Origin of the sequence: Pseudoclavibacter helvolus, from assembly GCF_049707175.1 — a bacterium.
Taxonomy (GTDB): Bacteria; Actinomycetota; Actinomycetes; order Actinomycetales; family Microbacteriaceae; genus Pseudoclavibacter; species Pseudoclavibacter helvolus_A.
On record NZ_JBNAFM010000008.1, the window covers coordinates 26,508 to 52,744 of the forward strand.

The window sequence follows — 26,237 nt, forward strand, 5'->3', positions numbered from 1 at the left end:
CCATGCCGAACCTGACTGGTCCTCACCTCATCATCATTCTGGTGATCATCCTCCTGCTCTTCGGCGCACCGAAGCTCCCCGGCCTCGCGAAGAGCCTCGGGCAGTCGATGCGAATCTTCCGCGGCGAGGTCAAGAACATGAAGAAGGACGACGACGCCGACCAGGCGCCGGCCGCCGATGCCTCCGCGCAGCCCGCTGCCACCAACGCACCTGCGGCACCGCAGGCCCCGGCTGCTCCTCAGGCACCCGTCACGCCGCCCGTCCAGAACTCCGCTCCGGCAGCGCCGGCACCAGAAGCACCCGCCGCGCCGAGCACCGACGCCAGGGGCAACGCTGGTCCATCCAACTGACGTGACCCTGCAGCCAAGCGAGGGGCCGTCTTCGGTCGAGGCACCGAAGACGAAGTCGAAAGCGAAGAAGTCGCGCAAGCGTGATCCTGACGGGCGCATGCGCCTCGCAGAGCACCTCATCGAGTTCCGCAATCGCCTCATCATCTCGGCGATCAGCATCGTGCTCGGCATGGTCGGTGGCTACCTTCTGACCGACTGGGTGATGAGCCTCATGGCCGCGCCGATCATCGAGATTCAGACGTCTCAGGGCCGCGAGGCCGGTCTGAACTTCCAGACAATCACTGGGGCGTTCGATCTGCGGTTGCAGATCGCCCTCACGTTGGGAATCATTCTCTCGGCGCCTGTCTGGCTCTACCAGGTGTGGATGTTCATCGTTCCGGGCCTCAAGAAGAACGAGCGCTGGTACGCGATCGGATTCGTTGGCACCGCGATCCCGCTTTTCCTTGCTGGCGTCTGGGTGGCTTGGGTGCTGATGCCGCGCATCGTCGAGGTCATGTTGAGCTTTGTGCCAAAAGAGGGCGCCAGCATCATCACGGCCGTCGAATACTACAAGCTCATCGTGACGCTTTGTCTCGCGGTAGGCATCGCCTTTGTGCTCCCGGTTATCCTCGTGCTCCTCAACTTCGCCGGCGTCATTTCGGGATCCGCCATCCTCAAGGGCTGGCGCACCGCCGTCCTCCTGGTGGCGCTGTTCGCCGCGATGGCGACGCCGTCTGTCGACGTCATGTCGATGTTCTTCCTGATGATCCCGATGCTCGGCCTCTACTTCTTGGCCGTCGGCATCGCGCTCATCAACGACCGGCGCCGCGCGCGCAAGCACAAGAGACTCGAGGCCGAGCTGGCGGCCACCGAAGCGTCGACTGCATGACGCCGAGCCCGTCCGAGCGCTTCGCCGCGAGCAGGGCCCGCGCTAAGCTGCAGCAGTTCGAGCTCTTCCGGCGCGAGCTGAGCTTCGACCTGGACGAGTTCCAGATCGCGTCCTGCGCGAGCGTTGAGGCCGGGCGGAGCGTGCTCGTGGCGGCGCCGACAGGGGCCGGCAAGACGGTCGTCGCCGAATTCGGCGTGTTCCTGGCGATGCGCCAACCGAACGCCAAGATCTTCTACACGGCGCCGATCAAGGCGCTGAGCAACCAGAAATTCAGCGAGTTCGTGCGACGCTACGGCGAGAGCGAAGTCGGCCTGCTGACGGGTGACGTCAACATCAACCCGCGCGCACGCATCGTCGTCATGACCACCGAGGTCCTGCGCAACATGCTCTACGCGGGCAGCGACCTCCTCGACGACCTCGCCTACGTGATCATGGACGAGGTGCACTACCTCGCCGATCGCTTCCGCGGCGCGGTCTGGGAAGAGGTCATCATCCACCTCCCGAGCGAGGTGCGCCTCATCTCGCTGTCTGCGACGGTCTCGAACGCCGAGGAGTTCGGCGATTGGCTGCAGACGGTTCGCGGCGACACCGACGTGATCGTCTCCGAGGAGCGCCCGACGCCGCTCTTCCAGCATGTGCTCGTCGGCCACCGCCTCTACGACCTCTTCGAGACCCGAGACGGCGACATCGCGGACCGGGTGAACCCGGACCTGGTCAGGGCGACCCAGGGCGGGGGCGGCCGGCGAGAAGACGGCCGCGACCGCGACCGCGTCGGACGGCGCGGCCGGGGGAGTAGCTGGAAGGAGCAGCGCTTCCAGACCCCTCGCGTCGACCGCGCTGGGTTGACCCGCATGCTCGATGACGCCGACATGCTGCCGGCCATCAACTTCATCTTCAGCCGCAAAGGCTGCGACCAGGCCGTCTCGCAGGTCCTGCGCTCAGGCGTCTCACTGACCACCAGGGAAGAGCGCGACGAGATTCGCTGGATCGTCGAGGACCGCTGCCGGAACCTGCTCGACGAGGACCTCGCTGTCCTCGGGTACTACGAATGGACGGAAGGGCTCGAACGCGGCATCGCCGCGCACCACGCCGGCCTGCTCCCCGCCTTTAAGGAAGTCGTCGAGGAGCTCTTCCAGCGCAAGCTCGTCAAGCTCGTCTTTGCGACCGAGACCCTCGCCCTTGGCATCAACATGCCTGCACGGACGGTCGTGCTCGAGAAGCTCGAGAAGTTCAACGGCGAATCACGCGTGCCCATCACCCCAGGCGAGTACACGCAGCTCACCGGGCGTGCTGGGCGCCGCGGAATCGACGTCGAGGGCCACGCGGTCGTGCAGTGGGTCGGCGGGATGCACCCGCAGGCGATCGCCTCGCTCGCGTCCCGGCGTTCCTACCCCATGAACTCAAGCTTCAAGCCGACCTACAACATGGCGGTGAACCTCATCGACCGCTTCGGTCGAGCCCGCACGCGCTCCGTGCTCGAGTCGTCGTTCGCGCAGTTCCAAGCCGACCGCGCCGTCGTCGACCTTGCCAAGCGCGTGCGACAGCAGACCGAGGCCCTTACCGGCTACGAGGAAGGCATGACCTGCCACCTCGGCGACTTCTTCGAGTACTCGCGCATCCGCCGCGAGCTGAACGACCTCGAGCGCAAGCGCATCCCGCACGACGAGGCGCACCAGCATGCCGCGCGCGAGCGACGTCAGGCGAAGCTCACGCAGCTGCAGACCGCGCTCAAGCGGCACCCGTGCCATGTGTGCCCCGACCGAGAGCAGCACGCCCGCTGGGGCGAGCGCTACTGGAAACTCAAGCACGAGAACGACAAGCTCACGCGCCAGATCGAGTCGCGGACCGGGGCCGTCGCGCAAGTGTTCGACCGCATCACCGAGCTGCTGCTCGAGCTGGGGTACCTCACCCCCGCCGACAGCGAGGACCGCGACCTGGCCGTCACCGCGCACGGCCGCACGCTGGCTCGCATCTACGGCGAGCGCGACCTGCTCATCGCCGAGTGCCTGCGACGCCAGGCGTGGAACGAGCTCAACCCCCAGCAACTCGCTGCCATGGCCGCCGTGCTCGTGTACGAACCACGGCGCGAGGAAGAGAGCCTCGAGGAGTACCAGCTCCCGCGCGGCGCGTTCAGGACTGCGATGCAGACCACCGAGAAGCACTGGCACAGCCTCGATGAGCTCGCGGAGCGCTTTCGCGTGCCACGTTCCGCACGTCTCGCGACGAATCTGGCCCCCGCACTCTTCCACTGGGCCCACGGCGCTGAGCTCGAGCGAGTGCTCGAGGAGTCGAACCTCGCGGCGGGTGACTTCGTGCGCTGGTGCAAGCAGGTGCTCGACGTGCTCGACCAGATCGAGAAGGTCGCAGAAGGCAAGTTCGCCACGACGGCACGCCAGGCGGCCAACAGCGTGCGCCGAGGCATCGTCGCGTACTCGGGGGTTGGGTGAGATCCTTCTGGCTCTCGCTGCTCGCCGCCGTCGCCGGTGGACTGCTTCTGAGGGCCGCGTTCCCCGGACCGGCGCTATGGCCGCTGGCGTTCGTCGGCATCGGCCTCGTACTGTGCTCGCTCATGCATCGCTCCGCCGGTGGGGCGTTCGTCATCGGCCTCGCCTCCGGACTCTCGTACTACTTCCCACTCATCGCCTGGGCCTCCCTGTTCCTCGGACCGGTGCCGTGGAGCGCGCTCAGCATCCTCTCGTCGCTCTTCTGGGCCGCGGGAGCCGTCGCCATCGCGCTCGCCTACCGACGTGTGACCGCCCGGTGGGAGAGCGGTGCCTGGCGCCTTGTCCTCGTTCCATTGGCCGTTGCCGGCCTGTGGTGCTTGCGGGAGGCCGTCTACTCCGCGTGGCCGTACGGAGGCTTCGCCTGGGGTCGGGTGGCCCAGTCCCAGTCCGCGAGCCCGTTCGGCGACCTGGTCTCGTGGCTCGGCCTCTCCGGCATGGGCTTCGTCATGGTCTTTCTCGTCGCGACAGCCCTCGAGCTCGGGCGCACCCGTGCACGCCCGCTCGTCTGGGCCACCGCCGCGGCGGCGGCGCTCGTCGTCGTCGCGGTTCCGCTCTTCCCCGTCAGCACGATCGGCACCGCTCGAGTGGCGGCCGTGCAGGGCGACACGCCTGAGGCGGCCTACTTTGTCCAAGGAGAGCCCGGGGACGTCTTCCTCGGACACGTCGAGGCGACGCGCATGATTCCGGACGACGCTGACGTCGACGTCATCCTCTGGCCGGAAGGTTCCATCGACCTGAATCCGCTGGCATCGCCGGGCGTGCGTCGCACGCTCGACCAACTCAGCCAGCGATACGACGCGCCGATCGTCGCCAACACCGTGACCGTCGAGCCGGGGGAGTCGGAGGCGGACGACCGCTACTTCAACTCACAGTTCGTGTGGGACTCGGAGAGCGGCTGGGGCGACCAGTACGACAAGAAGCACCCGATCCCGTTCGGTGAGTATGTGCCCGACCGTGAGTTCTGGTACTCGCTGGCGCCGGATCTGATCGGCATGATCGGGCGCGGCTACGCTCCCGGGGAGCGCGACAGCATCCTCCAGATCGGAGAAATCAAGGCAGGAACGTACATCTGCTACGACATCGTCGACGATGTCCTCATCAGAGATGCAGTCCTCGACGGGGCCACGGTGCTCTTCGCGCCGAGCAACAACGCGGACTTCGGCAAGACCGACGAGCCCGCCCAGCAGTTGGCGTTTGCGCGCCTCCGCTCCATGGAGACCGGGCGCGCGCTCGTGCAGGCCTCGACCGTCGGGATGAGCGCCGTCTATTCGCCGGAGGGTGAGGTGCTCGCCGAATTGCCCTGGTACGAACCGGGCGTCATGGTCGTGGATGTCCCGTTGGCCGACGGACTCACCCCCGCCGTGCTGTACGGACGACAGATCGAGCTCACACTGGCGGCGGTCGGCCTCGGGCTGCTCATCGGCGCCGGGCGCCCGAGCGACCGACGCAAGTCGGAGCGCGCACCCTCGTGGGAACGAAGTAGCGGGGGACACCTGCGCTGAACCAACACGAGGGACGAAGCCGAAGCTTCGTCCCTCGTGTTGGTTCAGGATCGCCCTGGCGGCGTCCTCCGGGGGTCAGACGTCTTGTGCGCCCTTGGTTCCGCGCCGTGAGCGCAGGAACGTGAGCCGCTCCTGGAGGACCTCTTCGAGCTCCTCCCGTGTGCGACGCTCGAGCAGCATGTCCCAGTGCGTGCGCTGGTGCTTCTGCTCGGGCGCCTCGTAGGCGACCTGTTCGCCGCCTTCATCCAGCAGTCGTCCCTCGTTGCCGCTCTTCGGGGATGCCCAGACCTCTGGCACCTCCGCTTCAGCGGCGAAGGTGACGGCGAAGCGCTCACCCAGCGTCGTCTCGTACGTTCGCACCTGGCGGTCGACAAGGACAACGCCCTCGTCACTCTGCAGGCTCTGTGCGCCGAGCCGCATTCCGCGCAGACTCCGATCAGCCATTGCTGACCTCCTCTCCTCGTCACTGCGGTTCTACTACTACCGTTCCAACGTGCGATTGTGCCGCGCTATTCCCGCGCGTTCCCGCTTTTCCTCGAAAATTCATAGATTCGAGTGAGTTCTGACAACCTCTGCGGCGAGGTCGGCCCGGTCGGTGACGAGACCATCGACGCCGAGGGCGAGCAGTTCCCGCATCCTGGACGGATCGTTGATCGTCCACACGTGGACCTCCGGGACGTGCCGGCGGAAGGCGCGGAGCCTGGCGGGGGAGAGCAGGTCGATGCCGGCGGCCCGTTCGGGGATCTGCACCGCGGCAGCGCCGTGGAGCGCGCGGTGGAGCAGGCGGCCCGAGCGAAGCGTTATCGCAGCAAGAGCGATCGCGATCCCCGGCCCCGCCACGCCGCGCGCCGCGCCGGGGAGCAGCGACGCGGTTCGTCGGAGCCGGCGCGCCGAGAACGAGGTGACGAGCACCCGCCCGTGGGCGCGTGTGCGTCGCACGGCCTCGGCGACGGGCTCGACGGCATCCGCTGACTTGACGTCGATGTTGAATTTCGCACCCCGAAAGGTATCGAGGGCCGTGTCGAGTGGCAACAGCGCAGCCCCGGGGGTGGGGCCCGCAGAGACGAGCCGCTCCAGCTCAGCAGCGGGGGAGCTCGAGAGCTTCCGCTCGCTACCATCGAAACCCACGAGCGTCTCGTCGTGCCACAGGATGGCGCGCCCGTCGCGCGACGCTCGCGCATCCGTCTCGATGTGCGTGGCGCCGGCTTCCGTGGCCGCCCGGAACGCCTCGAGGGTGTTTTCGGTCGCGTACAGGGCGAGGCCGCGGTGGGCGAGGATGCGCGGGGGAGCGCCATCGAGGTACGGATGCTGCATGCGAGCCAGGCTAGTGCGCCTGCACGGCCGCGCGCCGAATAGAATCGACGTCATGGCTGAACAGATTCTCAACCCGCTGACCGCCGGTTCTCTCGAGGGCAAGCGCGCGCTTGTCACCGGGTCCTCCCGCGGCATCGGCGCGGACACCGTCAAGTTCCTCGCGCAGGCTGGCGCCAAGGTCGTCGTGAACTACCGGAACAAGGAGGCGCGCGCCGTCAAGCTGGTCGATGCGATCACGGCCGACGGGGGCACCGCGATCGCGGTGGGTGCCGACCTCACGGACGAGGCGAGCCGCGCGGAGCTCTTCGCGACGATCGACCGCGAATACGGTGGGCTGGACGTGCTCGTTCTCAACGCCTCGGGCGGCATGGAGTCAGGCCTCGGCGAGGACTACGCACTCAAGCTCAACCGTGACGCCCAGGTCGAGACCCTCAAGGGCGCCCTCGAACTCATGCGCGACGGCGGACGCGTCGTCTTCGTGACCAGCCACCAGGCACACTTCATCCGCACGACTCCGACGATGCCCGAGTACGAGGCCGTGGCCAGCTCGAAGCGCGCCGGCGAAGATGCGCTCCTCGCGATGGTGCCGGAGCTTTCCGAGCGCGGGGTCGAGTTCGTCGTCGTCTCCGGCGACATGATCGAGGGCACCATCACCGCGACACTGCTCGATCGCCTGAACCCCGGTGCGATCGCGGCCCGCCGCGAGGAGGCAGGCAAGCTCTACAACGTGCAGGAGTTTGCAGCTGAGGTCACGAAGGCCGTGGTTGAGCCGGTTCCGACCGACAATCTGCGCCTCATCGGGGACACCTCAGGCTTCATCGCCGAGTAGCGCCCGCCGCGAGGCGACGAGACGAGAGCGCGCCCGGGCCGATTGGCCCGGGCGTCTGTCTGCCCCGGGCAACCTTAAGAGCGTTCGTGCTCGCGTCAGGGGAGCGCGATCAGGAGTTCTTGAGCGAGTTGATGGCTAACTTGCGCCCCGGACCGTCCTCGAACAGCTCCTGCAGTTGCAGGAGGTGCTCGCGCCAGCCGTCGCGGTACTTCGCGACATGGATCTCGGCGTAGTCGCCGCGCGGGAAGCCCTGCTCGAGGACACGGACCTTGCTCTTCTTGTCCTTCTGTTGGACGACGACCAGCACAACCTTCGTTTCGAAGTCGCCCGACTTGGTCTTCCAGGTGAAGTGGAGCTCCTCAGGGGCGTCAATCTTAGTGATGTTTCCCGTCGTGATCCGGGGTTTCTTCTTGCCAGGACGAAGCGATCTGGCCGTAATCTTGGCGCCGCGCTTGATTTTGAACTCGGAATCAGGCCACCAGAGCTCTCGCAGGTCCTCGTCGACCAGCGCCTGCCAAATGAGCTCAGCCGGAGCTTTGATCCGAACGCTGATGTCGATGCTGGGGGTGAACACCGCGCATGGAGCCTCGGTCGCTACTTGCGGCTTTGACCCACGAGCTGCCACGGGATGAACAGCGCCAGCGAGTTGAGCAGGATGCCGGCGAGGAACACCAGCAGGCGGAGCGTGTCGCCGTCGACATGGAAGGCCAGCCCGTAGCACCAGATGCCGGCGCCGAAGATGATGATGCAACCGATGGCAATCAGAACGCTCACGTGTGTCGGCTCCCTGGGTCTCTCAGTGACACAATCTCAGACGGTGCGCCACTCGCAACGAAGTCTGCCACAGCGAAGTCCTCGCCGTGCCCTGACAGCCTACTTGATCACGAGGGCCGACCTTGCGCACGACGTCCCGAGTTTCGTGACATCCGATAATGCACATTATGACATTACGCGGAGCTTGCACATCCGAAACGTCATCCGCGTCGGCCCCGGCACAGCACTGACGCTCAGCGCCGGCGCCGCTTGAGATCTTTGAGATGATCACGAGCCCTGCGGCGATCAGGAGCATCAAGACCTCAGTGTGCGTCGGTCTCCTCGGCGAGGGCGTGCGGCACGACCCGCACGCGATCGATGCGGTAGCGGTCGGTGGCGATCACCTCGAGCCGCGTGTTGCCAACCGTCACCGAGTCCCCCACGCTCGCGACGCGGCCGAGTCGATCGAGAATGAACCCGCCGACCGTCTCGTACTGGCCGTCGGGCACCTCGACGCCAACCAGTTCTGTGAGCTCTTCGATGATGAGGCCGCCGGCAACCTCACGCACCTCGAGTGTCTCGTCGGCGGCGAGCATACGGTCGACGCTGTCGTACTCGTCATAGATCTCGCCCACGAGCTCCTCGAGGAGGTCTTCCAGCGTGATGATTCCGTCGGTCCCGCCGTACTCGTCCACGACGACCGCGATCTGATGACCGTGCTCCTGCATGGCCGTCAGAGCCGGGAGCACCTTGGTGCTGCCCGGGAGTGCGAGGATCTCACGCGCGAGCGTCGCGACGGGCGCGCCGTGGTCTGGCCGGCGACCCGCATCCGCCTCGCCGTCGACGGGCAGAGCAGCCATCAGGTCCCGGACATGGATGAACCCCAGGACATCGTCGTGGCTGTCGCCGACGACCGGATACCTGGAGTGTGGCTGCCCCAGAACCTCCGTGTAGCCCTGCGCCGCGGTCAGCGAGCCATCCAGGAACGTCACCTCGTGCCGCGGACGCATCACCTCGACCACTCGACGGTCGTCGGCACGGAAGACCTCCGTGAGCAGACGCCGGCTGTCTTCTCGCAGCTCAGTGTTGTTGGAGATGAGGTCCCTGACCTCTTCCGCCGAGACCTCCTCCCCTCTCCCCTCGGGGTTGCCGCCGAGCACCTTCATCACCGCGTTCGTCGAAACCGACAGCAGCCAGATGAGGGGGGTCATGGCGACGGCGAGGAGGTTGAGCGGCGGGGCGAGCAGCTTCGTGAACGCAACGGAGTTCTGCATGGCGATGCGCTTCGGCACGAGCTCGCCGAACACGAGCGAGAGGTAGGCGATCACCAGCGTCATGCCAATAAGCGCGACCGTCGACGCCGCAGCCTCCGACAGCCCGATTCCCACGAGCATCGGCTCGAGGTCTGGGGCGATGGTGGATGCGCCGTAGGCCGACGAGAAGAAGCCCGCGAGCGTCACCCCAATCTGCACGGCGGACAGAAACGCGTTGGGATTCCGGACGAGCGCGGCGATCTTGGCGCCGCGTGCGCCGTCAGCCTCCATCGCCCGGATCTGGCTTTCGCGGAGCGTGACGATTGCCATCTCGGTTCCGGCGAACACACCACCAACAAGCACGAACAGGAGCACAAGACCGATGTTGACGAGGGTGTCGACGTCCATGCTTCATGCTAGGAACGTTGGCTGAGAGCGACCGATGCTCGACTTGCGACGGGCTTGCTCCGCCTTACGGACCCTTACGTCCCGTGACGGTGCCGCCAGGACCGTGGCTTCGTCGGCGGGATGCTGAGAGCACCATGAGCGATCCCGTCACGCAGCCCACGCCCCGCGCCCCGAAGCGCCTCTCCTTTCTCGCGTTCGTCGAGCACACGCGCGTCTCCTCGAACCGGTCGCTTGGACTCACGGAGGGCCTCGAGCTGTTCGAGTACGCGGAAGACCTCGGCTACGACACGGGCTACGTGCGACACCGACACCTGGAGACCTACCTGTCGTCGCCGCTCACGTTCCTCACGGCCGCGGCGCAGCGGACCACGCGCATCCGGGTCGGCACCAGCGTCACTCCCCTGCGCTTCGAGCATCCGGTGCGGCTTGCGGAGGACGCCGCAACCGTCGACCTCCTCACCGGTGGACGTCTCGAGCTGGGGCTCAGCTCCGGGTATGCGGCGACCGAGTCGACCTTCTCGCAGGCGTTCGGCACCATCGAGGGCGATGACGTGCGCGCGCTCGTCGACGCGAGGCTGGAGACGTTCCTCGCAGCGATCGAGGGGCGCCCGGTAGCGACGGCGGAGACCGACCTCCCCTTCGCCACGGCAGGCACTCAGCTCACGGTGCAGCCCAACAGCCCGGGACTCCGCGAGCGGGTGGCGTACGGTGCAGGCGGTGGCAGCAGCGCCAGGAAGGCGGGCCAACGCGGCTTGCGTTTGCAGCTGTCAACGCTGAACACCGAAATCGGAGAGCTCAGCTTCGAGGACGCGCAGGCCAACTTCATCCGCGACTACCGCGACGAGCACGCGACGGCGAGCAACGCGGGCTCGTTCGCGTCGGTGAGTCGCGCGATCGTGCCTTACGACACTCCCGCCGAGCGAGCCGAGCTCCAGTGGCTGCTCGACCGCGACGCCGAGCGTGCGGCCGACGTGGGCGGGGGTCCGTTGCCGTTCCAGTTTGGGCGGGTTGCACACGGTTCCGGAGAGCAGGTCGCGGCCGCACTGCGCGACGACGCCGGCATTCACGCGGCGGACGAACTTGTCATCGCGCTCCCCTTCGACTACCCGGCGGAAACGCAGCGGCGCATCCTGCGACAGTTCGCCCAGGAGTCTGCGCCGCTGCTCCCCGCCCTCGGCGGCTGACCGCAGTCAGCTTGGGGCTGGTCGCGACCATCTGGACTGCTCCAGAATGGGGATGGCTGGCGAACGCCCGTTGCCACTAGCCTGGTCGAGTCCCCCACCTGTCGAGGAGCGCCGTGTTCGCCAACGCCCTGCTGATCGCCGTCGCCATTGTCGCCGCCGTCCTCGTGGGGCTGGTCGCTCGCCGAGTCCTCGGCGTGCCGATCGGGTACGTGCGCTCGATCATCGTCGGCGCCCTGGTCGTGGTCTCCTCGATTCCGTTCGGCAACTGGATCATCCGCGAGACCGGTGTCGACCAACTCGAGAACGGTGAGACCAACTACACGGTCGTTGTGGTGGTGGTCCTCCTCGCCGTCTCCTGGATCTTCGCCCTCGGCGTCCTCGTCCTTGTCGCACTCGAGGCGACTATCCCAACACGCGCCTTCCCGAACCCCATCGAGCTCGTGCGCTCCGCAATCCGCCGCCGCAGCCGCACGAAGCGCTACCTCCAGATCCTCACCATCGCCTCCCGAGACGGGGCTGGCTGGCTCCTCCACGGCCGCCGCACCCCGTCGTCGGACGGCCGAACGACCTCGCAGCAGCGCGCCGATGCCCTCGTCACGACGATCAACCACGCGGGCGTCACGTTCGTGAAGCTCGGACAGGTGCTCTCCACCCGCCGAGACCTGGTCCCCGAGCCCTACCTGTCTGCACTGTCCCGCCTGCAGTCCAACGCGACAACCGTGCCGTGGCCCGAGATCGAGTCGGTGCTGAAAAGCGAGCTCGGCGCACCGCTCGACACAATCTTCGGCGAGATCGACCACACTCCCCTGGCGGCCGCATCCGTCGCCCAAGTGCACCGCGCTCGACTGGTCGACGGCACGCGGGTGGTCGTCAAGGTGCAGCGACCGGATGCACGCGCGCAGGTGGAAGCCGACGTCGACATCATCGGCCGTCTCGCGGACCGCGCCGAGACGCACACGGCGCTTGGCAGGGAGATGCGGCTCTCGGCCATGGCTGCAGGCTTCACGACCACGCTCGAGGAGGAGCTGGACTACCGCATCGAAGCCCGCAACGTGCACATGATCGAGAGCACGATGCGGGACATCCACGCAGGCTCCCCCGAGCTGCAGCAGATCGCGATCCCGGCGGTCTACTCTGAAGCCAGCGCGCGGCGGGTGCTCACGATGGACGTCATGGACGGTGACCCGTTGAGTTCCGCCGGCGACCGCCTCGAGGCGCTCGGACCCGAAGCACGTCACGCGCTCGCGCAGACGCTGATGGAGACGGTGATCGAGCAGATCCTCGTGTACGGGGTGTTCCACGCCGACCTGCACCCCGGCAACGTCTTCATTCGCGACGACGGTACACTCGGACTCATCGACTTCGGGGCGATCGGCGTTGTCCAGCGCAGCCAGCGCGAGCACCTGGCCGCGTTCCTGCTGTCGGCTGCCAGCGACGATGATGTCTCCGCCGCCGACGCGCTGCTCCTCATCGTGGATGTGCCGGAAGACCTGGATGTCGATGCGTTCCGCCACGACATCGGGATCGCGCTGACCTCGGTGCAGCACTGGCCCCGAGGCGAGGGGTCGATCTTCACCATGATGCTCGACGTCATCCGCAAGCACCACCTCGCGTTGCCCTCGACCCTGGCGTCGGCGTTCCGCAGCTTCGCGACGCTCGAGGGATGCCTGCGCGTCATCGAGCCCGACTTCGACTTCGTGCAGCGGGCGCTCCCGTTCGTTCCCAAGCTCCTCAAGCAGCTGCTCGCGTTCCGCCGCGTCGTGGGAACGGCCCAGGCGAAGGCAGCCGTCTCCGCCGCCTACGCGGCCCGCATGCCGAACCGCATCGACACGATCGTCTCGAAGCTGGAAGACGGCGAGCTGAGCGTGCGCGTGAGCCCGTTCTCCGAGCGACAAGATCGAAGCTGGTTCGGCGGCCTCGTGAGCCGCGGCATCGACACCGCGGTCGCCCTGACGGCGGTGATCCTCGCGATCGTGCTCATCGTCGCTGGCGGTGGCCCCACGCTCGCGCCAGGCCTGCAGCTGTTCAACCTACTCGGCGCCGTGATCGGGCTGCTCGGCTTCTTCGGCATCCTTCGCGCCATGCTGCGATCCATCGTCGGGTCCAGAGGGCAGTCCCTCACCGACTAGGGTCTCGAGCGCTCCGTGTCCCCTGCGATCTCCTCGAGCTCGGCGGCCTCACGAGCGGCGACGCGCTTGCTGACGACGAGACGCCACATGAGCCCGAGACCAAGGAACCAGAACGGCAACACGATGAGGCCGGCGCGCGTGTCCTCCCCCAGGAAGAGCGCGACGAGGATGAACGCGAAGAAGGCCAGGATCACCCAGGGCATGAAGCGGCCACCCGGCATCTTGAACGTCGAGGCAAGGTGGAGCTCTGGGCGCTTCCTCCGGAACAGGATGTAGCTGACGAGAATGAACGTCCAGGTCGCGATGAAGTTCAGCGAGCTCACCGACGTCACGACGGTGAAGGCGGCCATCACGTTGTCACCGAGCGCCAGCACCGGCAGGGCCGCGAACAGGAAGGCGGTGGTGAAGAACACCCCCTGCGTGGGAACCCCTCGCGAGTTCAGGAGACCGAAGCGCCTCGTTGCCTGCCCGTCCTTCGCGAGCCCGTACAGCATCCGCGTCGACGAGTAAAACCCTGAGTTCGCACTCGAGGCGGCTGAGGTGAGCACGACCAGGTTCACGACGATCGCCGCAGCTGGGAAGCCGATGAGCTCGAACATCGAGGTGAAGGGGCTCACCCCCGGCTGAATCCGATCCCACGGAGTCACCGACATGATGATGACGAGCGCGCCGACGTAGAAGACGAGGATGCGCACGACCACCGAGTTGATGGCCTTCGGAAGGTTCTTCTCGGGGTCCTCCGCCTCCGCCGATGCGGTGCCGACCAGCTCGATGCCGACGAACGCGAAGACGCCCATCTGGAACCCGAGGATGAATCCGCTGATGCCGAACGGGAACATCCCGCCGTGGTCCCAGAGGTGGGAGACCGACGCGGTGACGCCATCCGCGCTGGTGAAGCCGGCGACCAGCAGGACGATGCCGACCGCGATGAGGGCAAGGATCGCGACGACCTTGATGATCGCGAACCAGAACTCGGTCTCGCCGAAGGCCTTGACCGGCTGCAGATTGAGCAGGAGCAGGCCGATTGCCGTGGCGATGGCAGGCGCCCACGAGGGGATGTCGGCGTTGAAGAACGCCACATAGCCAGTGATGGCGACGATGTCGGCAATGACGGTGATGACCCACGCCAGCCAGTACGTCCAAGCCACCACGTAGCCCGCCCACGGCCCGATGAGGTCGGCCGCGACGTCCCCGAAGGTCTTGTAGCCGAGGTTGGAGAGCAACAGCTCCCCGAGCGCCCGCATCACGAAAAAGAGCGCCAGCCCGACGATCGCGTACACAAAGATGATCGAGGGGCCCGCGAGGCTGATCGTGGTGCCGGACCCGAGGAAGAGGCCGGTGCCGATCGCGCCGCCGATGGCCAGGAGCTGCAGGTGCCGCGCCTTGAGCCCTCGACGCAGACCGCCGCGCGTTGCCTCCTCGCCCTGCGGATGCTTCGCCTCGGTCTCGACTGAACTGCTGGCCACCGGAACTCCCTTGCTAGTGCTCGATGCCGAACCTTGGAATTGTAGTCGGCGCTCGGGATGCACCCGTACCGGGTCTACATTGGTCGCATGCACGATCTGCGCACTGCGCGACCCGAGGCTGCCGCCGCCTCGCACACTCGGACCAGCGGCACCCTCCTCGCCAGAACCGCCATCGGCGTCGCCGCGATCGGCATCGTCTTCGGCGACATCGGCACCAGTCCCCTGTACGCGCTCCGGGCCGTGTTCTCCGAGCACGACGGCATCGTGCAGGCCACCACCGCCCACGTCTACGGCCTGATCTCGCTCATCATCTGGGCAGTCACGCTGCTCGTGACCGTGAAGTACGTGCTCTTCGTGCTCCGAGCCGACCACGAGGGCGAGGGCGGGATCCTGGCCCTCTCGACGCTCATCGGACGACGGCTGCGAGGCTCGCGTCGCGCGATGGCCGCCACCACGCTCGTCGGGATCGTCGGCGCCGCCCTGTTCTTCGGAGACAGCGTCATCACGCCAGCTGTGTCCGTTCTCTCAGCCGTCGAAGGGCTCGAGATCGCGCTACCGGGCACGGAAGCGCTCGTCGTTCCCATCGCCCTCGCCGTCCTCGTCGGACTGTTCGCCCTGCAGCGCTTCGGGACCGCCGGCATCGGACGCCTGTTCGGCCCGATCATGCTGATCTGGTTCGTCACCCTCGCCTGCCTCGGTGTGCCGCACATCCTGGAGCATCCCGAGATCCTCGCCGCCTTCTCGCCGCACCACGCGATCGGCTTCATCGTCGGCGAACCGCTCATCGCCGGCGTCGCGCTCGGTGCCGTCGTCCTGGCGGTCACCGGCGCCGAGGCCCTCTACGCCGACCTCGGGCACTTCGGGCGCTCCCCCATCTCGAAAGCATGGCTCTTCGTGGTCTTCCCCGCCCTCACGATCTGCTACCTCGGGCAGGGCGCCCTCGTCATCGAAGACCCCACAGCAATCGACAACCCCTTCTTCCGGATGGCACCCAGCTGGGCGGTGTTCCCGCTGGTGGGTCTCGCGACTCTCGCGACCGTCATCGCCTCGCAGTCGGTGATCTCCGGCACCTTCTCGGTCGCCAGGCAGGCCATGCGCCTCGGCTTCCTGCCGAACCTCAGCGTCAAACACACCTCCCGCGCCTCGATCGGACAGATCTACATCCCCGTCGTTTCGACCCTCCTGCTGGTCCTGATCATCGGCGTCGTGCTCGGCTTCCGAAACTCCGAGAACCTCGCCGCAGCCTACGGACTGGCAGTCACGACCACCTTCCTCCTCACCTCGTCGCTCTTCATCGTGTATCTGCGGACGGTCTGGGAATGGCCGTGGTATTGGGTGCTGGTGGTCACGGTCCCCATCGTCGTACTCGAGCTCGCCTTCTTCGTCTCCGGGCTCGTCAAGTTCTTCGCCGGCGGCTGGCTGCCGCTCGCGCTCGCTGGCGCCCTCATCCTGACCATGCTCACCTGGCGGAGGGGTCGCGAGATCGTCACAGGCAGACGCGAACGACTCGAGGGCACCCTGCAGGAACTCATGCGACGGTTGCTCGCCGACGAGCCCACTCGGGTCCCAGGCTGGGCCATCTACCCGCACGGAGGCCCGAGGACCGCGCCCCTCGCGCTCCGGCTCAACACCAGGGTCAACCACGCGCTCCACGAGCACGTGCTGCTCGTGCGCGTCGAGACGGCCGACGTGCCGCACATCCCGGAACGGCGACGCTGCCGGATCGACGACATCGGCCCGGCGCCTGAAGGGCTCGTACACATCACCCTCACGTACGGCTTCCTCGACCGACGAGACGTCCCCCTCTCGCTTCGAGACGCTCGGCTCGCAGGCACCGTCTCCCAGTTCGACAACGAGAGCGCGATCTTCTTCCTGTCCAGGATCGCGCTCCGCCCTGGCCACGCGAGCGGCATGGCGACCTGGCGCGCGAAGTTCTTCGTCCTGATGTCCCGGGGTGCATCCTCGCCGGCGGCGCAGTTCGGGCTCCCGCCCGAGCAGACCGTCGAGATCTCCCCCCAGGTGCTGCTCTAAGCCTGCAGCCCGCCGCGCTCCGCCTCGGCGTTCGCGAACCCGGAGAGGTAGGCGGGCACCAGCACGGCAGCCGTGAAGAGGAACGTGAGCAGGAACGTGCAGCTGAGCACCGTCAGCAGATCGTAGGCCCCACCGGAGACCCAGAAGCTGCAGAACGTGGCGCCAGCAGCGGCCAGCAGAGAGTGCCCGATCGCGAGCGGAAGGACCCGGGCGCGGGTGTACGCGCGCAGCCCCGTCGAGACGCCGCGCTCAGCAGCGAGCGCCGCGACGGCACCGAGGATGCAGAGTCCGAGCATCGCGAGCCACCCGAGGAGAAGCGGCACGAAGCCGCGATCGCCGAGCTGCGCCGAACCGATCTCCGTGAACAGTGCGTAGGCGAAGAACGCGACGAGCCCCACCGCCAGCAACGTCGGGATAAGGCGACGAAGCACCTCGACCTGGCCCGGTCGGAACCCGGCGAGGGGGATCGATGGGGACTCTCGATCGGGATCGGCGCTCACGCCGGTCAGTGTAGTCCCCTGAGACGACGCGACGGGGCGACCCCGAGTGGGGCCGCCCCGTCACGTGGAAGGATGCGAGCGGATGCCGACGAGCGGTCAGGCTCCGGGCGTCGCGTCGCTCGCCGGGCCGGACTGCTGGAGCCCGCCCTGCTTGGCGAAGGAGCCGACGAGCTGCTGCAGGTCGATGCCGGTCAGCGTTTTGAGCACCTCGGTGCCCTCGCCAAGCACCGATCCGACAGTCTTCGTGACCGCGCTCGCGCCATCGGTCGAGACCACGGTGAGCTGATCGATGTTGCTGATCGGGTCGGCCGCAGCGCGGACGATCTCCGGGAGGCGCGAGATGATCTCCTGAGCGATAGCGGCTTCGCCGTACTTCTGGAGTGCCTGAGCCTTCGCGTCCGTCGCGGCAGCCTCTGCGAGACCCTCCGCCTGGATCGCGGCGGCGCGGGCGTCACCCTCGGCGCGGATACCGGCTGCGAGCGCGATCTGACGGTCACGGTCAGCCTCACCCGAGTACCGCACAGCGGCAGCCGCGGCTTCCGCATCCTGGACCGCAGCGACCTTGTTGGCCTCGGCCGTGCGAGTGCGCTTGTAGACCTCGGCGTCGGTCGCCGCGTTCTCCGTGTCACGGATTGCGTTGGCCTGCTGCACCTTGGCGTAGGCGTCTGCCTCCGCGGGCTTTCGGATCTCGATGTCGAGTCGCTCCTGCGTCACGAGCGCCTGCTCGATGAGCGCCTCGCGCTCCTGCTGTGCGACGAGGCGGTCCTGCTCGGCACGAGCGAACTGACCCGCGGCCTCTGCCTCGGCATTCGCCCGGTCGGTCTCAGCCTTGATCGCGGCCTGGCGGAGGCGCAGTTCCTTCTCACGTTCCGCGATGCGCTCCGATGCCTCGATCTTCGCGAACTCCGAGACCCGAGCGGCCTCGGCCTCGCTGACCTCTGCCACCTGGCGGGCGCGCGCAGACTCGGAACGACCGAGGTTCTGCAGGTAATCGCTGCCCGGCGTCGAGATGTCGGAGATGTTGAGGAGGTCGACCTGGAGGCCCTGCTCGATCAAGTCCGCCTTGGTCTCCGACACGACACGGTCGGAGAGGCTCTTGCGGTCGGAGATGATCTGCTCGATCGTCATGTCACCGACGATGGACCTGAGCGAGCCTTCGAGGGACTCGCGGATGATGTCGGTCAGCGCCTCCTGCTGGTCGAGGAATCGCTGGGCGGCGCGACGAACGCCCTCCTCGGTCCCGGAGACCTTGAAGTTGATCGAAGCCTTGATCGCGATCTTGATGCGGTTCTTGTCGACGCCCTCGACCTGGATGCCGATCTGGCGCTGTTCGAGCGAGAGCGCGAAGCCCTGCTGCAGGATCGGCCAGACGAACGTGCGACCACCGATCACGACCCGCTGCCCGGTCATGTCGCTCTGCGCCTTCTGGCCAGCGCCGCGACCGACGATGATGAGGGCCTCGTTCGGAGGAACGCGACGAATGCGCGACGCGATGAAGACTCCGAGGGCGAGCAGCGCGATGACGATCGCGATGACGCCGATCACGGAGACGTTGGCGGCTATCAAGTCCATATGGGCGAGTTCCTGTCCTAGAGGTCGGGGATGGTCATGCGGTAGTGCGGTCGCGCCTGCTGGTCGGCAGGGGCCAACCAGTCAGGGGAAGTCAGATCGATTCGCGTTCGACCTTGACCCTGGATCCCAGGTGCTGCACGACGCGGATGCGCGCACCCTGTTCGATGTCGCCGTCAGCGAAGGCCAGGCGGCGTTCGATCTCGTGGGAGCCGTCGAGCGCGACTTCGCCGCTCGAGCTCGTGATGCGCGACATGGCAGTCCCTGTGTCGCCGGTGACATCACGAGGAACCCCATCGCTGCTTCGCGAGAGGTTTCGCACCAGAAGTGCGGCTCCGACGTAGGCGATGAGGCCGATGACGATCGCGACGATGTAGGCCCAGAACTGCGGCAGGCCCATGCTGTCGGTGATCGCGCCAGAGGCCCCGAACACGACAAGCGCAACCGCGAGGCCGGGAACGGAGAGCAGTCCCCCGGCGTCGACGTCCAGGATCTCGCCGAAGAACAACGAGAAGACCAGAAGCCCGAGGCCGATCGCTCCGATGATGATGAAGACGGTCATGTCAGTGAGAGCTCCCTGCTGGCACCGCGTGCAGCGAACTCCGCCGCGGTCTTGGAACCAAGTCTACCGATAGCGCGTCGGCCACCGCGCGGGAAGTTCTCCCCCGCGGTGGCACTGCACGTCGGTGGGGCGACTCGCTCAGTCCTCTCCGAACCCGGAGCTGATGATCTCGCTGAGCGCCGTGACTGCCTGGTCTGCATCGTCACCCGCCGCAGTGATCTCGATGGACTGCCCCTTCGAGGCCCCGAGGGAGATGATGCGGAGCAGGCTCTTCGCATCCACACCACCGAGGGTGATGTCAGCGTCGAACTCACTGGCTGCCGAGACCAGTTGGGCGGCCGGCCGCGCGTGGAGCCCCTGCTCATTGACGATCTCGACTCGTGTGCTTGCCGTCGGCACTGCGAGAGAGTGCTCCGATGCAGGTGCTGCCGGTTCGACCGTCGAGCTGGCAGCGCGTTCCCACGCCGACTCCCCGGCAGCAACAACCTCGGAGAGCGTGGCCCCTCCCGCCGCCGCGACCGCTGCCGCGACCGTGCCCTCGACCAGCGGCGCATCCACGAGGAGCACCTCCGAGGCACCGTCGTCCAGCATCTCGAGGACCGTCTCGGTGGTCAGCACCGCCGAGCCGAGGTCGGTGAAGACCGCAACCCCGTCCCCGGAGCCCGCCTGGCCGACGGCGGCTTCGATGAGCTCGAAGCTCGTGCCGATGCGACCATCATCCGTGCCACCTGCGGCGACGATCCTCACCTCGCCCGCCATCTGGCCGGCGAGCTCGACGAGCCCCTGCGCGATGCTCGCCGAGTGCGAGACAACGACGATGCCGACCGTCACGAGGCCGCCTCGACCGCGGCGCCGAGCAGGTAGGCGGTCGACTGCGCGCCCGGGTCACGGTGCCCCGCGCTCCGCTCGCCCAGGTAGCTCGCCCTGCCCTTCCGCGCCACGAGGGGCTCGGTGGCAGCAGCCCCCTCGACAGCCGCGAACGCCGCAGCGCGGAGTACGGCAGTCGGATCCTCATCCGCTGCGGCACTCTTCGCGGCTGCCGTTGCGGCTGGGACCCAGGCGTCGACCATCGTCTTGTCGCCGGGCTGGGCCTTGCCGCGCTGCTGGAGTCCGGCCGCTGCGGCCTCCATGAACGCCGCAACGTCGGCCGGTTCGAGCACCGCTTTGCCCTTTAGCGCAACGGCCCCCTTCAGGAACGCCGTTCCGTAGAGCGGCCCTGCCGCCCCGCCAACCGTCGAGATGAGCGTGGTCGCCACGAGCTTCAGCACATCAGCAGGTGACGCATCCGCATCCAACGTCGAGAGCTTCGCGACCACGGCCTGGAACCCGCGGTCCATGTTCTCGCCATGGTCGCCATCACCGATATTGCGGTCGAGGTGCACGAGCTCCGCCCGGTTCTCCGACATCGAGGCGGCGCCGAGCTCCACCCACCGCCTGGCCCAGTTTCCATCGAGTGTCATCGTCTACCTTCCCCACCTGAGCGCAGCTGTGTGCACCGGTGCATCCCACAATTCGGTGAGTTCGTCGTCGAGTTTCAAGACCGTGATCGAACATCCCTGCATCTCGAGCGATGTCGTGAAGTTCCCCACAAGGTGTCTGACCACCGTGATGCCGTGCTCCTTCAGCACTTCCGCCGCGCGACGGAAGACGATGTAGAGCTCGATTTCGGGCGTGCCGCCCATTCCGTTCACAAAGAGCAGGACTTTATCACCGGAAACGAAAGGCAGGTCTTCGAGAATTGGAGCGAGGAGACGGTCCACAATTGCATCGGCGGATTCGATGCCGATTCTCGCGCGTCCAGGTTCACCGTGAATCCCAATCCCGATCTCGATCTCGTCTTCCGCCAGATCGAAGCTCGGCTCACCAGCGTGCGGAACCGTGCAGGCTGTGAGTGCGACGCCCATGGATCGAGTGTTGGCGTTGACCCGCTCGGCGAGACCCGCCACGGTCTCGAGGTCGTCGCCGCGCTCAGCGGACGCGCCGGCGATCTTCTCGACGAGGACGGTTCCGGCGACGCCGCGACGTCCGGCCGTGTACAGGGAGTCTTTTACCGCGACGTCGTCGTCGACGAGCACGGTTCGCACCTCGATGTCCTCAGCAAGCGCCAGGTCTGCCGCCGTCTCGAAGTTCAGCACGTCGCCGGTGTAGTTCTTGACGATGTGCAGGACCCCGCGCCCGGCATCAACCGCCTTGGTGGCCTCGAGGATGGGGTCGGGGGTCGGCGACGTGAAGACCGGTCCCGGGACCGCCGCGTGGAGCATCCCGTACCCGACCAGTCCCCCATGCATCGGCTCGTGCCCAGAACCGCCACCCGAGACGATTCCGACCTTACCCTCGACCGGGGCATCGTTACGGACGAGGAAAGCAGGCTCCGGGGCTACCCGGAGAATATCGGCATGCGCCAGGGCCATACCCTCAAGCGCTTCTTTGACAACGTCCTTCGGATCGTTGATCAGCTTCTTCACGATCATCCTCTCGACGAGATTTTGGCGGCAACATTGCAACCGGGACCAGCCTAGTGGCGTGAACGTGTCACGATTCGGGGAAATTCACACGTAACACGCGCGTGTTAGTGCTTCCTGTGCCTAGGGTGAAGAACCGCTCAACCGCGGCGCGGGCTCGTCCCGTTTCGAACTTCCCAGAAAGGCAATCCCGTGGATCTAGGACCGATCTTCTTGGCCGAGCTGGTGGGCACTGCGGTGCTCGTCCTCCTCGGTTGCGGTGTCGTCGCCAACGTCGTCCTCAAAGGCACGAAGGGCAACGGCGGCGGCTGGCTGCTCATCAACTTCGGCTGGGGCTTCGCCGTCTTCATCGGTGTTCTCTCGGCGGCGGCATCCGGCGGCCAGCTCAACCCAGCAGTGACGCTGGGCCTCGCGGCCAACAACCTCGTCAACGGCGACCCGATCGACGGCGGTGAGATCGGCATCCGCATCCTCGCCCAGCTCATCGGAGCCATCCTCGGTGCCGTCGTGACCTGGCTCGCCTACAAGCTGCACTTCGACGACGAACCCGACCCCGCCTCAAAGCTCGCGGTCTTCGCGACCGGACCTGCGAAGCGCAGTCTCGGGTGGAATACCGTGACCGAGATCATCGCCACGTTCGTCCTCGTCCTCGCCGTCATCGCCTTCTCGAACTTCCCCGGCATCCTGGGAAGCGACATCGGTTCGACGGCGCCGGACTCGACGAGCCTCGGCAACCTCGCCCCGCTCGCCGTTGCGATCGTCGTTGTGGCCATTGGTGCCAGCCTCGGTGGACCCACCGGCTACGCCATCAACCCAGCACGTGACCTCGGCCCGCGCCTCGCGCACGCATTCCTGCCCATCAAGGGCAAGGGCGGCAGCGACTGGAGCTACTCGTGGGTCCCGATCGTCGGCCCGATCATCGGCGGTGTCCTCGCGGGCCTCGTCGGAACCGCGATCCTGCCAGGCATCGCCGCCTAGCATCCGCGGGAACCCCATGACGCTTTCGGGGCCGGACTCCTCACAGTTCCGGCCCCGAAACTGTCTGTGGGAATCCGGCGATGCCCCGACCAGAACCGCATCGCCGTCTCAACCTCTGGCACATCACCATCTCTGACAAGGGAGTCACGCAGTGAGCAAGTACGTCATCGCCATCGACCAGGGCACCACCTCCTCGCGAGCCATCGTCTTCGATCACTCCGGATCGATCGTCTCCACGGGACAGCTCGAGCACGAGCAGATCTTTCCCCAGGCGGGCTGGGTCGAACACGACCCCAAGGAAATCTGGAACAACACCCGCGAGGTGATTGGACAGGCCCTCTCGAAAGCCAACATCACTCGCCACGACATCGCCACGATCGGGATCACGAACCAACGTGAAACGGCGGTCGTCTGGGACAAGACCACCGGTGAGCCCGTCTACAACGCCATCGTGTGGCAGGACACCCGCACCCAGGCCATCGTCGATCGGCTCGCCGCTGACGGTGGAGTCGAACGGTTCAAGGACACCGTCGGACTTCCGCTGGCCACGTACTTCTCCGGGACCAAGATCGTCTGGATCCTCGAGAACGTCGAAGGTGCTCGGGAACGCGCCGAGGCTGGCGACCTCATCTTCGGGACGACCGACAGCTGGGTGCTCTGGAACCTCACCGGCGGCGTCAACGGGGGCGTGCACGTCACCGACGTCACGAACGCCTCGCGCACACTCTTCATGGACCTCAAGACGCTCTCGTGGGACCAGTCCATCCTCGACGCGTTCGGGGTCCCCGCCTCGATGCTCCCCGAGATCAAGTCGTCCTCCGAGGTCTACGGCCATGCGAGCACTCAGTCGCTGCTGCGAGAGGTCCCGATTTCCGGAATCCTCGGGGATCAGCAGGCCGCGACCTTCGGACAGACCGCATTCTCCTCCGGCGAGGCGAAGAACACGTACGGCACGGGTTCCTTCCTCATCTACAACACCGGCGAGAAGATCGTGAAGTCTGAGAACGGGCTCCTGACCACCCTGTGCTACAAGCTCGGCGATGCAGCACCGGTCTACGCGCTCGAAGGCTCCATCGCCGTCACCGGGTCGCTGGTCCAGTGGCTCCGCGACAACCTCGGCCTCATCAACTCGGCGCCCGAGATCGAAGAGCTCGCGAGCAAGGTCGAAGACAACGGTGGCACCTACATCGTGCCCGCATTCTCCGGCTTGTTTGCGCCGTACTGGCGCCCGGATGCTCGCGGCGCGATCGTGGGCCTCACGCGATTCGTGAACAAGAACCACATCGCGCGCGCCGCCCTCGAGTCGACCGCCTACCAGACGAGGGACGTGCTCGAAGCCTCGAACGCGGACTCCGGCGTGCCGCTGGCCGAGCTCAAGGTCGATGGAGGCATGGTGGCCAACGACACGCTCATGCAGTTCCAGGCAGACATCCTGAACACCGACGTCGTGCGCCCGGTCGTCACCGAGACGACAGCTCTTGGCGCGGCCTATGCGGCTGGCCTCGCCGTCGGCTTCTGGAAGGACCTCGACGAGGTCTCGGCGAACTGGCAGGAAGACCGGCGCTGGACCCCGCAGATGCCCGAGGAGGAGCGCGAGCGCCTCTACCGCAACTGGAAGAAGGCCGTCTCGAAGACCCTGGACTGGGTCGACGACGACGTCAAGTAGTCCACCCGCTGGACCAACGTCGGGGCCCTCAGCACACACTGCTGAGGGCCCCGAGGTCTTGCGGCTGACGGGACCACTATGCCCAGAGTGCGGTCAGGCCGCGCGAGTGGCGGCGACCCATGCATCCAGCGTCGCGATCGCGCGACCGTCATCGATGCTGGCGGCCGCATCCGCGATTCTGGCGGTGAGGCGCTCCCGCAACGGCCGTTCGGCGGCTTCCGGTGTCTGCGCGAGGTCGTAGGCCACGAGGCCAGCAGCGGCGTTGAGGAGCACAATGTCTCGGACCGCGCCGTGGCGCCGGCCAGCAAGCACCTCGCGGGCAATCTCGGCGTTCTCCTCCGGGAGGCCGCCGAGCAGCTCTTCCATGTCGTAGGTGCCGAGCCCGACATCCCGCGGGTGCAGGTCGTGCTCGGTGATCGCGCCGTTCGACACCTCCCAGACGTGGCTGTAGCCGGTCACGCTCAGCTCATCGAGCCCATCGTCACCGCGGAAGACGAGAGCCGTGGCCCCGCGCGTTCGGAAGACGCCGGTGATGAGCGGAATAGCCGCCTGACGAGCGACACCGACCGCCGATGCCTCCGGCCGCGCGGGATTCGTGAGCGGTCCGAGCAAGTTGAACACTGTCGGCACACCGAGCTCGCCACGGACCTTGCGAGCGTGACCGAACCCGGGGTGGAACTGCGCAGCGTAGACGAACGTGAGCCCCACCTCCTCGAAGATGCGGCGCACCCGGATGGGGTCTGCCGTGTGCACGGCGCCCAGAGCGGAGAGCACGTCGCTCGACCCCGACTTTGCGCTCGAGGCACCACCGCCGTGCTTGACCACCGGCACGCCTGCACCAGCGCACACCATCGAGGCCATCGTGGAGACGTTCACCGTCCCCACCATGTCGCCCCCGGTCCCGACAATGTCGAGCGCCATGGGCGGCACCTCGAGCGGCACCGCGTGCTCGAGAATCGCATCCCGGAATCCGACAACCTCGTCCACCGTCTCGCCCTTCGCGCGAAGGGCGATGAGGAACGCTGCGAGCCGAGCCTCGCTCACCTCACCCGCCATGACCTGGCGCATGGCCCACGTGGCCTGAGCCACGCTGAGGTCATCACCGCCAAGAAGTCGCTCGAGCAGTGCTGGCCAGGTCTCGGTCGAAGTCATGCAGGAAACGATAGTCGTCCACCACCCAGGCACACCTAATCGGACGCGACCCGCCGGGAGGGCCTGCGTTGTCTCGGGAACCTGGGAAATCGGTCATAATGGTCAGGTGACTGCTGCAACCACCGCTCAGGCCGTGCACACGGTCCATCGCCCCAATACGACTGCCATCGGCGTCATCGTTTGGCTCGGTAGCGAAGTGATGTTCTTCGCTGGGCTCTTCGCGATCTTCTTCACGCTGCGCTCCATGGCGCCGGAACAGTTCGCCGAGGGCCACAGCGTGCTGAACGTGCCGTTCGCGACCATCAACACGCTCATCCTCGTGAGCTCGTCGTTCACGTGCCAGTTCGGCACGTTCGCGGCAGAGCGCGAGCAGGCGCGCGCAACTGGCAAGAACCCCAAGCACTGGGGTGCCATCGAGTGGTTCTACCTCACGGTCCTGCTCGGCGGCATCTTCGTCGCGGGCCAGGTCTGGGAGTACGCAACGCTCGTGAGCGAGGGCTACGTGCTCAACCTCAACGCGTACACCAGTGCCTTCTACATGACGACGGGCTTCCACGGGCTCCACGTGACCGGCGGACTCGTCACGTTCCTCCTGGTGATCGGCCGCATGTACTCGGCACGGCGCATGGGCACACGCGAGGTCAGCAGCGCACTCGGCATCTCCTACTACTGGCACTTCGTCGACGTGGTCTGGGTTGCGCTCTTCTTCGTCATCTACCTGCTGCCCTACTTCTCGTAGCCCGATCCTGGAGAACAC

Annotated in this window: 24 protein-coding genes; 11 read left to right on the top strand and 13 right to left on the bottom strand. The window is 66.7% G+C overall.

What is annotated here, in order from left to right:
• Positions 1-2 precede the first annotated feature (2 nt).
• Genes tatA through lnt form a run of 4 tightly spaced genes read left to right on the top strand, consistent with a single transcriptional unit; the run spans position 3 to position 5,224 of the window.
• The gene (gene tatA / locus ACPYN9_RS08105) at positions 3-350 is read left to right on the top strand and encodes a Sec-independent protein translocase subunit TatA (protein WP_424465536.1); all 348 of its coding nucleotides are present in this window, start codon (positions 3-5) and stop codon (positions 348-350) included.
• Between the two features lies 1 nt (position 351).
• Positions 352-1,218 carry a twin-arginine translocase subunit TatC gene (tatC, locus tag ACPYN9_RS08110; RefSeq protein WP_424465538.1) on the top strand — a complete coding sequence of 289 codons (867 nt, stop codon included), beginning with the start codon at positions 352-354 and terminating at the stop codon, positions 1,216-1,218.
• Positions 1,215-3,665 (top strand): DEAD/DEAH box helicase, encoded by a 2,451-nt coding sequence (locus ACPYN9_RS08115; RefSeq protein WP_424465539.1) that lies wholly within the window; start codon positions 1,215-1,217, stop codon positions 3,663-3,665. Before tatC ends, ACPYN9_RS08115 begins: the two co-directional genes overlap by 4 nt.
• Positions 3,662-5,224 (top strand): apolipoprotein N-acyltransferase, encoded by a 1,563-nt coding sequence (lnt, locus tag ACPYN9_RS08120; protein WP_424465540.1) that lies wholly within the window; start codon positions 3,662-3,664, stop codon positions 5,222-5,224. Before ACPYN9_RS08115 ends, lnt begins: the two co-directional genes overlap by 4 nt.
• Positions 5,225-5,299: 75 nt before the next feature.
• Here lnt and ACPYN9_RS08125 read toward each other — a convergent pair whose 3' ends face one another.
• Both ACPYN9_RS08125 and ACPYN9_RS08130 read right to left on the bottom strand, forming a co-directional pair.
• The gene (locus tag ACPYN9_RS08125; RefSeq protein ID WP_424465542.1) at positions 5,300-5,668 is read right to left on the bottom strand and encodes an RNA polymerase-binding protein RbpA; all 369 of its coding nucleotides are present in this window, start codon (positions 5,666-5,668) and stop codon (positions 5,300-5,302) included.
• Between the two features lie 99 nt (positions 5,669-5,767).
• Positions 5,768-6,538, bottom strand: a complete 771-nt coding sequence (locus tag ACPYN9_RS08130; protein ID WP_424465544.1) for a glycerophosphodiester phosphodiesterase family protein — start codon at positions 6,536-6,538, stop codon at positions 5,768-5,770.
• Positions 6,539-6,590: 52 nt separating this feature from the next.
• Here ACPYN9_RS08130 and ACPYN9_RS08135 point away from each other — a divergent pair, with 52 nt between their 5' ends.
• Positions 6,591-7,367: an SDR family oxidoreductase gene (locus ACPYN9_RS08135; RefSeq protein ID WP_424465545.1), complete on the top strand. Its 777-nt coding sequence runs from the start codon at positions 6,591-6,593 to the stop codon at positions 7,365-7,367.
• 109 nt (positions 7,368-7,476) lie between these two features.
• Here ACPYN9_RS08135 and ACPYN9_RS08140 read toward each other — a convergent pair whose 3' ends face one another.
• From ACPYN9_RS08140 to ACPYN9_RS08150, 3 genes are all read right to left on the bottom strand, one after another.
• Positions 7,477-7,941 (bottom strand): SRPBCC family protein, encoded by a 465-nt coding sequence (locus tag ACPYN9_RS08140; RefSeq protein ID WP_424465547.1) that lies wholly within the window; start codon positions 7,939-7,941, stop codon positions 7,477-7,479.
• Positions 7,942-7,961: 20 nt separating this feature from the next.
• Positions 7,962-8,141: a hypothetical protein gene (locus ACPYN9_RS08145; protein ID WP_424465549.1), complete on the bottom strand. Its 180-nt coding sequence runs from the start codon at positions 8,139-8,141 to the stop codon at positions 7,962-7,964.
• A 302-nt stretch (positions 8,142-8,443) separates the two neighbouring features.
• A complete protein-coding gene (locus tag ACPYN9_RS08150; protein ID WP_424465551.1) occupies positions 8,444-9,781 on the bottom strand; it encodes a hemolysin family protein in 1,338 nt (445 codons plus the stop codon).
• Positions 9,782-9,915: 134 nt separating this feature from the next.
• Here ACPYN9_RS08150 and ACPYN9_RS08155 point away from each other — a divergent pair, with 134 nt between their 5' ends.
• Both ACPYN9_RS08155 and ACPYN9_RS08160 read left to right on the top strand, forming a co-directional pair.
• Entirely contained in the window at positions 9,916-10,965 is a 1,050-nt protein-coding gene (locus tag ACPYN9_RS08155) for an LLM class flavin-dependent oxidoreductase (protein WP_424465553.1), read from the top strand.
• Between the two features lie 113 nt (positions 10,966-11,078).
• Positions 11,079-13,094, top strand: a complete 2,016-nt coding sequence (locus tag ACPYN9_RS08160; RefSeq protein WP_424465555.1) for an ABC1 kinase family protein — start codon at positions 11,079-11,081, stop codon at positions 13,092-13,094.
• Here the strand turns inward: ACPYN9_RS08160 and ACPYN9_RS08165 are convergent.
• Positions 13,091-14,560 (bottom strand): amino acid permease, encoded by a 1,470-nt coding sequence (locus ACPYN9_RS08165; protein WP_424465557.1) that lies wholly within the window; start codon positions 14,558-14,560, stop codon positions 13,091-13,093. The genes ACPYN9_RS08160 and ACPYN9_RS08165 overlap by 4 nt on opposite strands.
• 87 nt (positions 14,561-14,647) lie before the next feature.
• On the opposite strand from ACPYN9_RS08165, the gene ACPYN9_RS08170 reads away from it, so the two are divergent.
• Positions 14,648-16,591: a potassium transporter Kup gene (locus tag ACPYN9_RS08170; protein WP_424465559.1), complete on the top strand. Its 1,944-nt coding sequence runs from the start codon at positions 14,648-14,650 to the stop codon at positions 16,589-16,591.
• Here ACPYN9_RS08170 and ACPYN9_RS08175 read toward each other — a convergent pair.
• The 6 genes from ACPYN9_RS08175 to dhaK all read right to left on the bottom strand — a co-directional run bounded on the left by ACPYN9_RS08175 (position 16,588) and on the right by dhaK (position 21,687).
• On the bottom strand, positions 16,588-17,091 hold the full coding sequence (locus ACPYN9_RS08175; RefSeq protein WP_424465560.1) for a hypothetical protein: 504 nt from the start codon (positions 17,089-17,091) through the stop codon (positions 16,588-16,590). The genes ACPYN9_RS08170 and ACPYN9_RS08175 overlap by 4 nt on opposite strands.
• Positions 17,092-17,187: 96 nt before the next feature.
• A complete protein-coding gene (locus ACPYN9_RS08180) occupies positions 17,188-18,663 on the bottom strand; it encodes a flotillin family protein (protein WP_424465562.1) in 1,476 nt (491 codons plus the stop codon).
• A gap of 91 nt (positions 18,664-18,754) precedes the next feature.
• Positions 18,755-19,222 (bottom strand): NfeD family protein, encoded by a 468-nt coding sequence (locus ACPYN9_RS08185; RefSeq protein ID WP_424465564.1) that lies wholly within the window; start codon positions 19,220-19,222, stop codon positions 18,755-18,757.
• Positions 19,223-19,360: 138 nt separating this feature from the next.
• A complete protein-coding gene (gene dhaM / locus ACPYN9_RS08190) occupies positions 19,361-20,053 on the bottom strand; it encodes a dihydroxyacetone kinase phosphoryl donor subunit DhaM (protein WP_424465565.1) in 693 nt (230 codons plus the stop codon).
• Complete coding sequence (gene dhaL / locus ACPYN9_RS08195) at positions 20,050-20,682, bottom strand: dihydroxyacetone kinase subunit DhaL (RefSeq protein ID WP_424465567.1); 633 nt, start codon at positions 20,680-20,682, stop codon at positions 20,050-20,052. The genes dhaM and dhaL overlap by 4 nt, the downstream gene beginning before the upstream one ends.
• A 3-nt stretch (positions 20,683-20,685) precedes the next feature.
• Positions 20,686-21,687, bottom strand: coding sequence for a dihydroxyacetone kinase subunit DhaK (gene dhaK, locus ACPYN9_RS08200; RefSeq protein ID WP_424465569.1), 1,002 nt, complete (start codon positions 21,685-21,687; stop codon positions 20,686-20,688).
• A gap of 189 nt (positions 21,688-21,876) precedes the next feature.
• Here dhaK and ACPYN9_RS08205 point away from each other — a divergent pair, with 189 nt between their 5' ends.
• Positions 21,877-22,662: an MIP/aquaporin family protein gene (locus tag ACPYN9_RS08205; RefSeq protein WP_424465571.1), complete on the top strand. Its 786-nt coding sequence runs from the start codon at positions 21,877-21,879 to the stop codon at positions 22,660-22,662.
• A 151-nt stretch (positions 22,663-22,813) separates the two neighbouring features.
• Complete coding sequence (gene glpK, locus ACPYN9_RS08210) at positions 22,814-24,328, top strand: glycerol kinase GlpK (protein WP_424465573.1); 1,515 nt, start codon at positions 22,814-22,816, stop codon at positions 24,326-24,328.
• 93 nt (positions 24,329-24,421) lie between these two features.
• Here the strand turns inward: glpK and trpD are convergent, their stop codons facing one another.
• A complete protein-coding gene (trpD, locus tag ACPYN9_RS08215) occupies positions 24,422-25,480 on the bottom strand; it encodes an anthranilate phosphoribosyltransferase (RefSeq protein WP_424465574.1) in 1,059 nt (352 codons plus the stop codon).
• Positions 25,481-25,586: 106 nt separating this feature from the next.
• Here trpD and ACPYN9_RS08220 point away from each other — a divergent pair, with 106 nt between their 5' ends.
• Entirely contained in the window at positions 25,587-26,219 is a 633-nt protein-coding gene (locus ACPYN9_RS08220) for a cytochrome c oxidase subunit 3 (protein WP_424465576.1), read from the top strand.
• Positions 26,220-26,237: the final 18 nt, after the last annotated feature.

Excerpts from the sequence above, each read along its gene's own strand:
- tatA (WP_424465536.1), top strand. The coding sequence starts at position 3 with ATGCCGAACCTGACTGGTCCTCACCTCATCATCATTCTGGTGATCATC.
- ACPYN9_RS08115 (WP_424465539.1), top strand. The coding sequence starts at position 1,215 with ATGACGCCGAGCCCGTCCGAGCGCTTCGCCGCGAGCAGGGCCCGCGCT.
- ACPYN9_RS08125 (WP_424465542.1), bottom strand. The coding sequence starts at position 5,668 with ATGGCTGATCGGAGTCTGCGCGGAATGCGGCTCGGCGCACAGAGCCTG.
- ACPYN9_RS08130 (WP_424465544.1), bottom strand. The coding sequence starts at position 6,538 with ATGCAGCATCCGTACCTCGATGGCGCTCCCCCGCGCATCCTCGCCCAC.
- ACPYN9_RS08135 (WP_424465545.1), top strand. The coding sequence starts at position 6,591 with ATGGCTGAACAGATTCTCAACCCGCTGACCGCCGGTTCTCTCGAGGGC.
- ACPYN9_RS08150 (WP_424465551.1), bottom strand. The coding sequence starts at position 9,781 with ATGGACGTCGACACCCTCGTCAACATCGGTCTTGTGCTCCTGTTCGTG.
- ACPYN9_RS08155 (WP_424465553.1), top strand. The coding sequence starts at position 9,916 with ATGAGCGATCCCGTCACGCAGCCCACGCCCCGCGCCCCGAAGCGCCTC.
- ACPYN9_RS08170 (WP_424465559.1), top strand. The coding sequence starts at position 14,648 with ATGCACGATCTGCGCACTGCGCGACCCGAGGCTGCCGCCGCCTCGCAC.
- ACPYN9_RS08180 (WP_424465562.1), bottom strand. The coding sequence starts at position 18,663 with ATGGACTTGATAGCCGCCAACGTCTCCGTGATCGGCGTCATCGCGATC.
- ACPYN9_RS08185 (WP_424465564.1), bottom strand. The coding sequence starts at position 19,222 with ATGACCGTCTTCATCATCATCGGAGCGATCGGCCTCGGGCTTCTGGTC.
- dhaL (WP_424465567.1), bottom strand. The coding sequence starts at position 20,682 with ATGACACTCGATGGAAACTGGGCCAGGCGGTGGGTGGAGCTCGGCGCC.
- trpD (WP_424465574.1), bottom strand. The coding sequence starts at position 25,480 with ATGACTTCGACCGAGACCTGGCCAGCACTGCTCGAGCGACTTCTTGGC.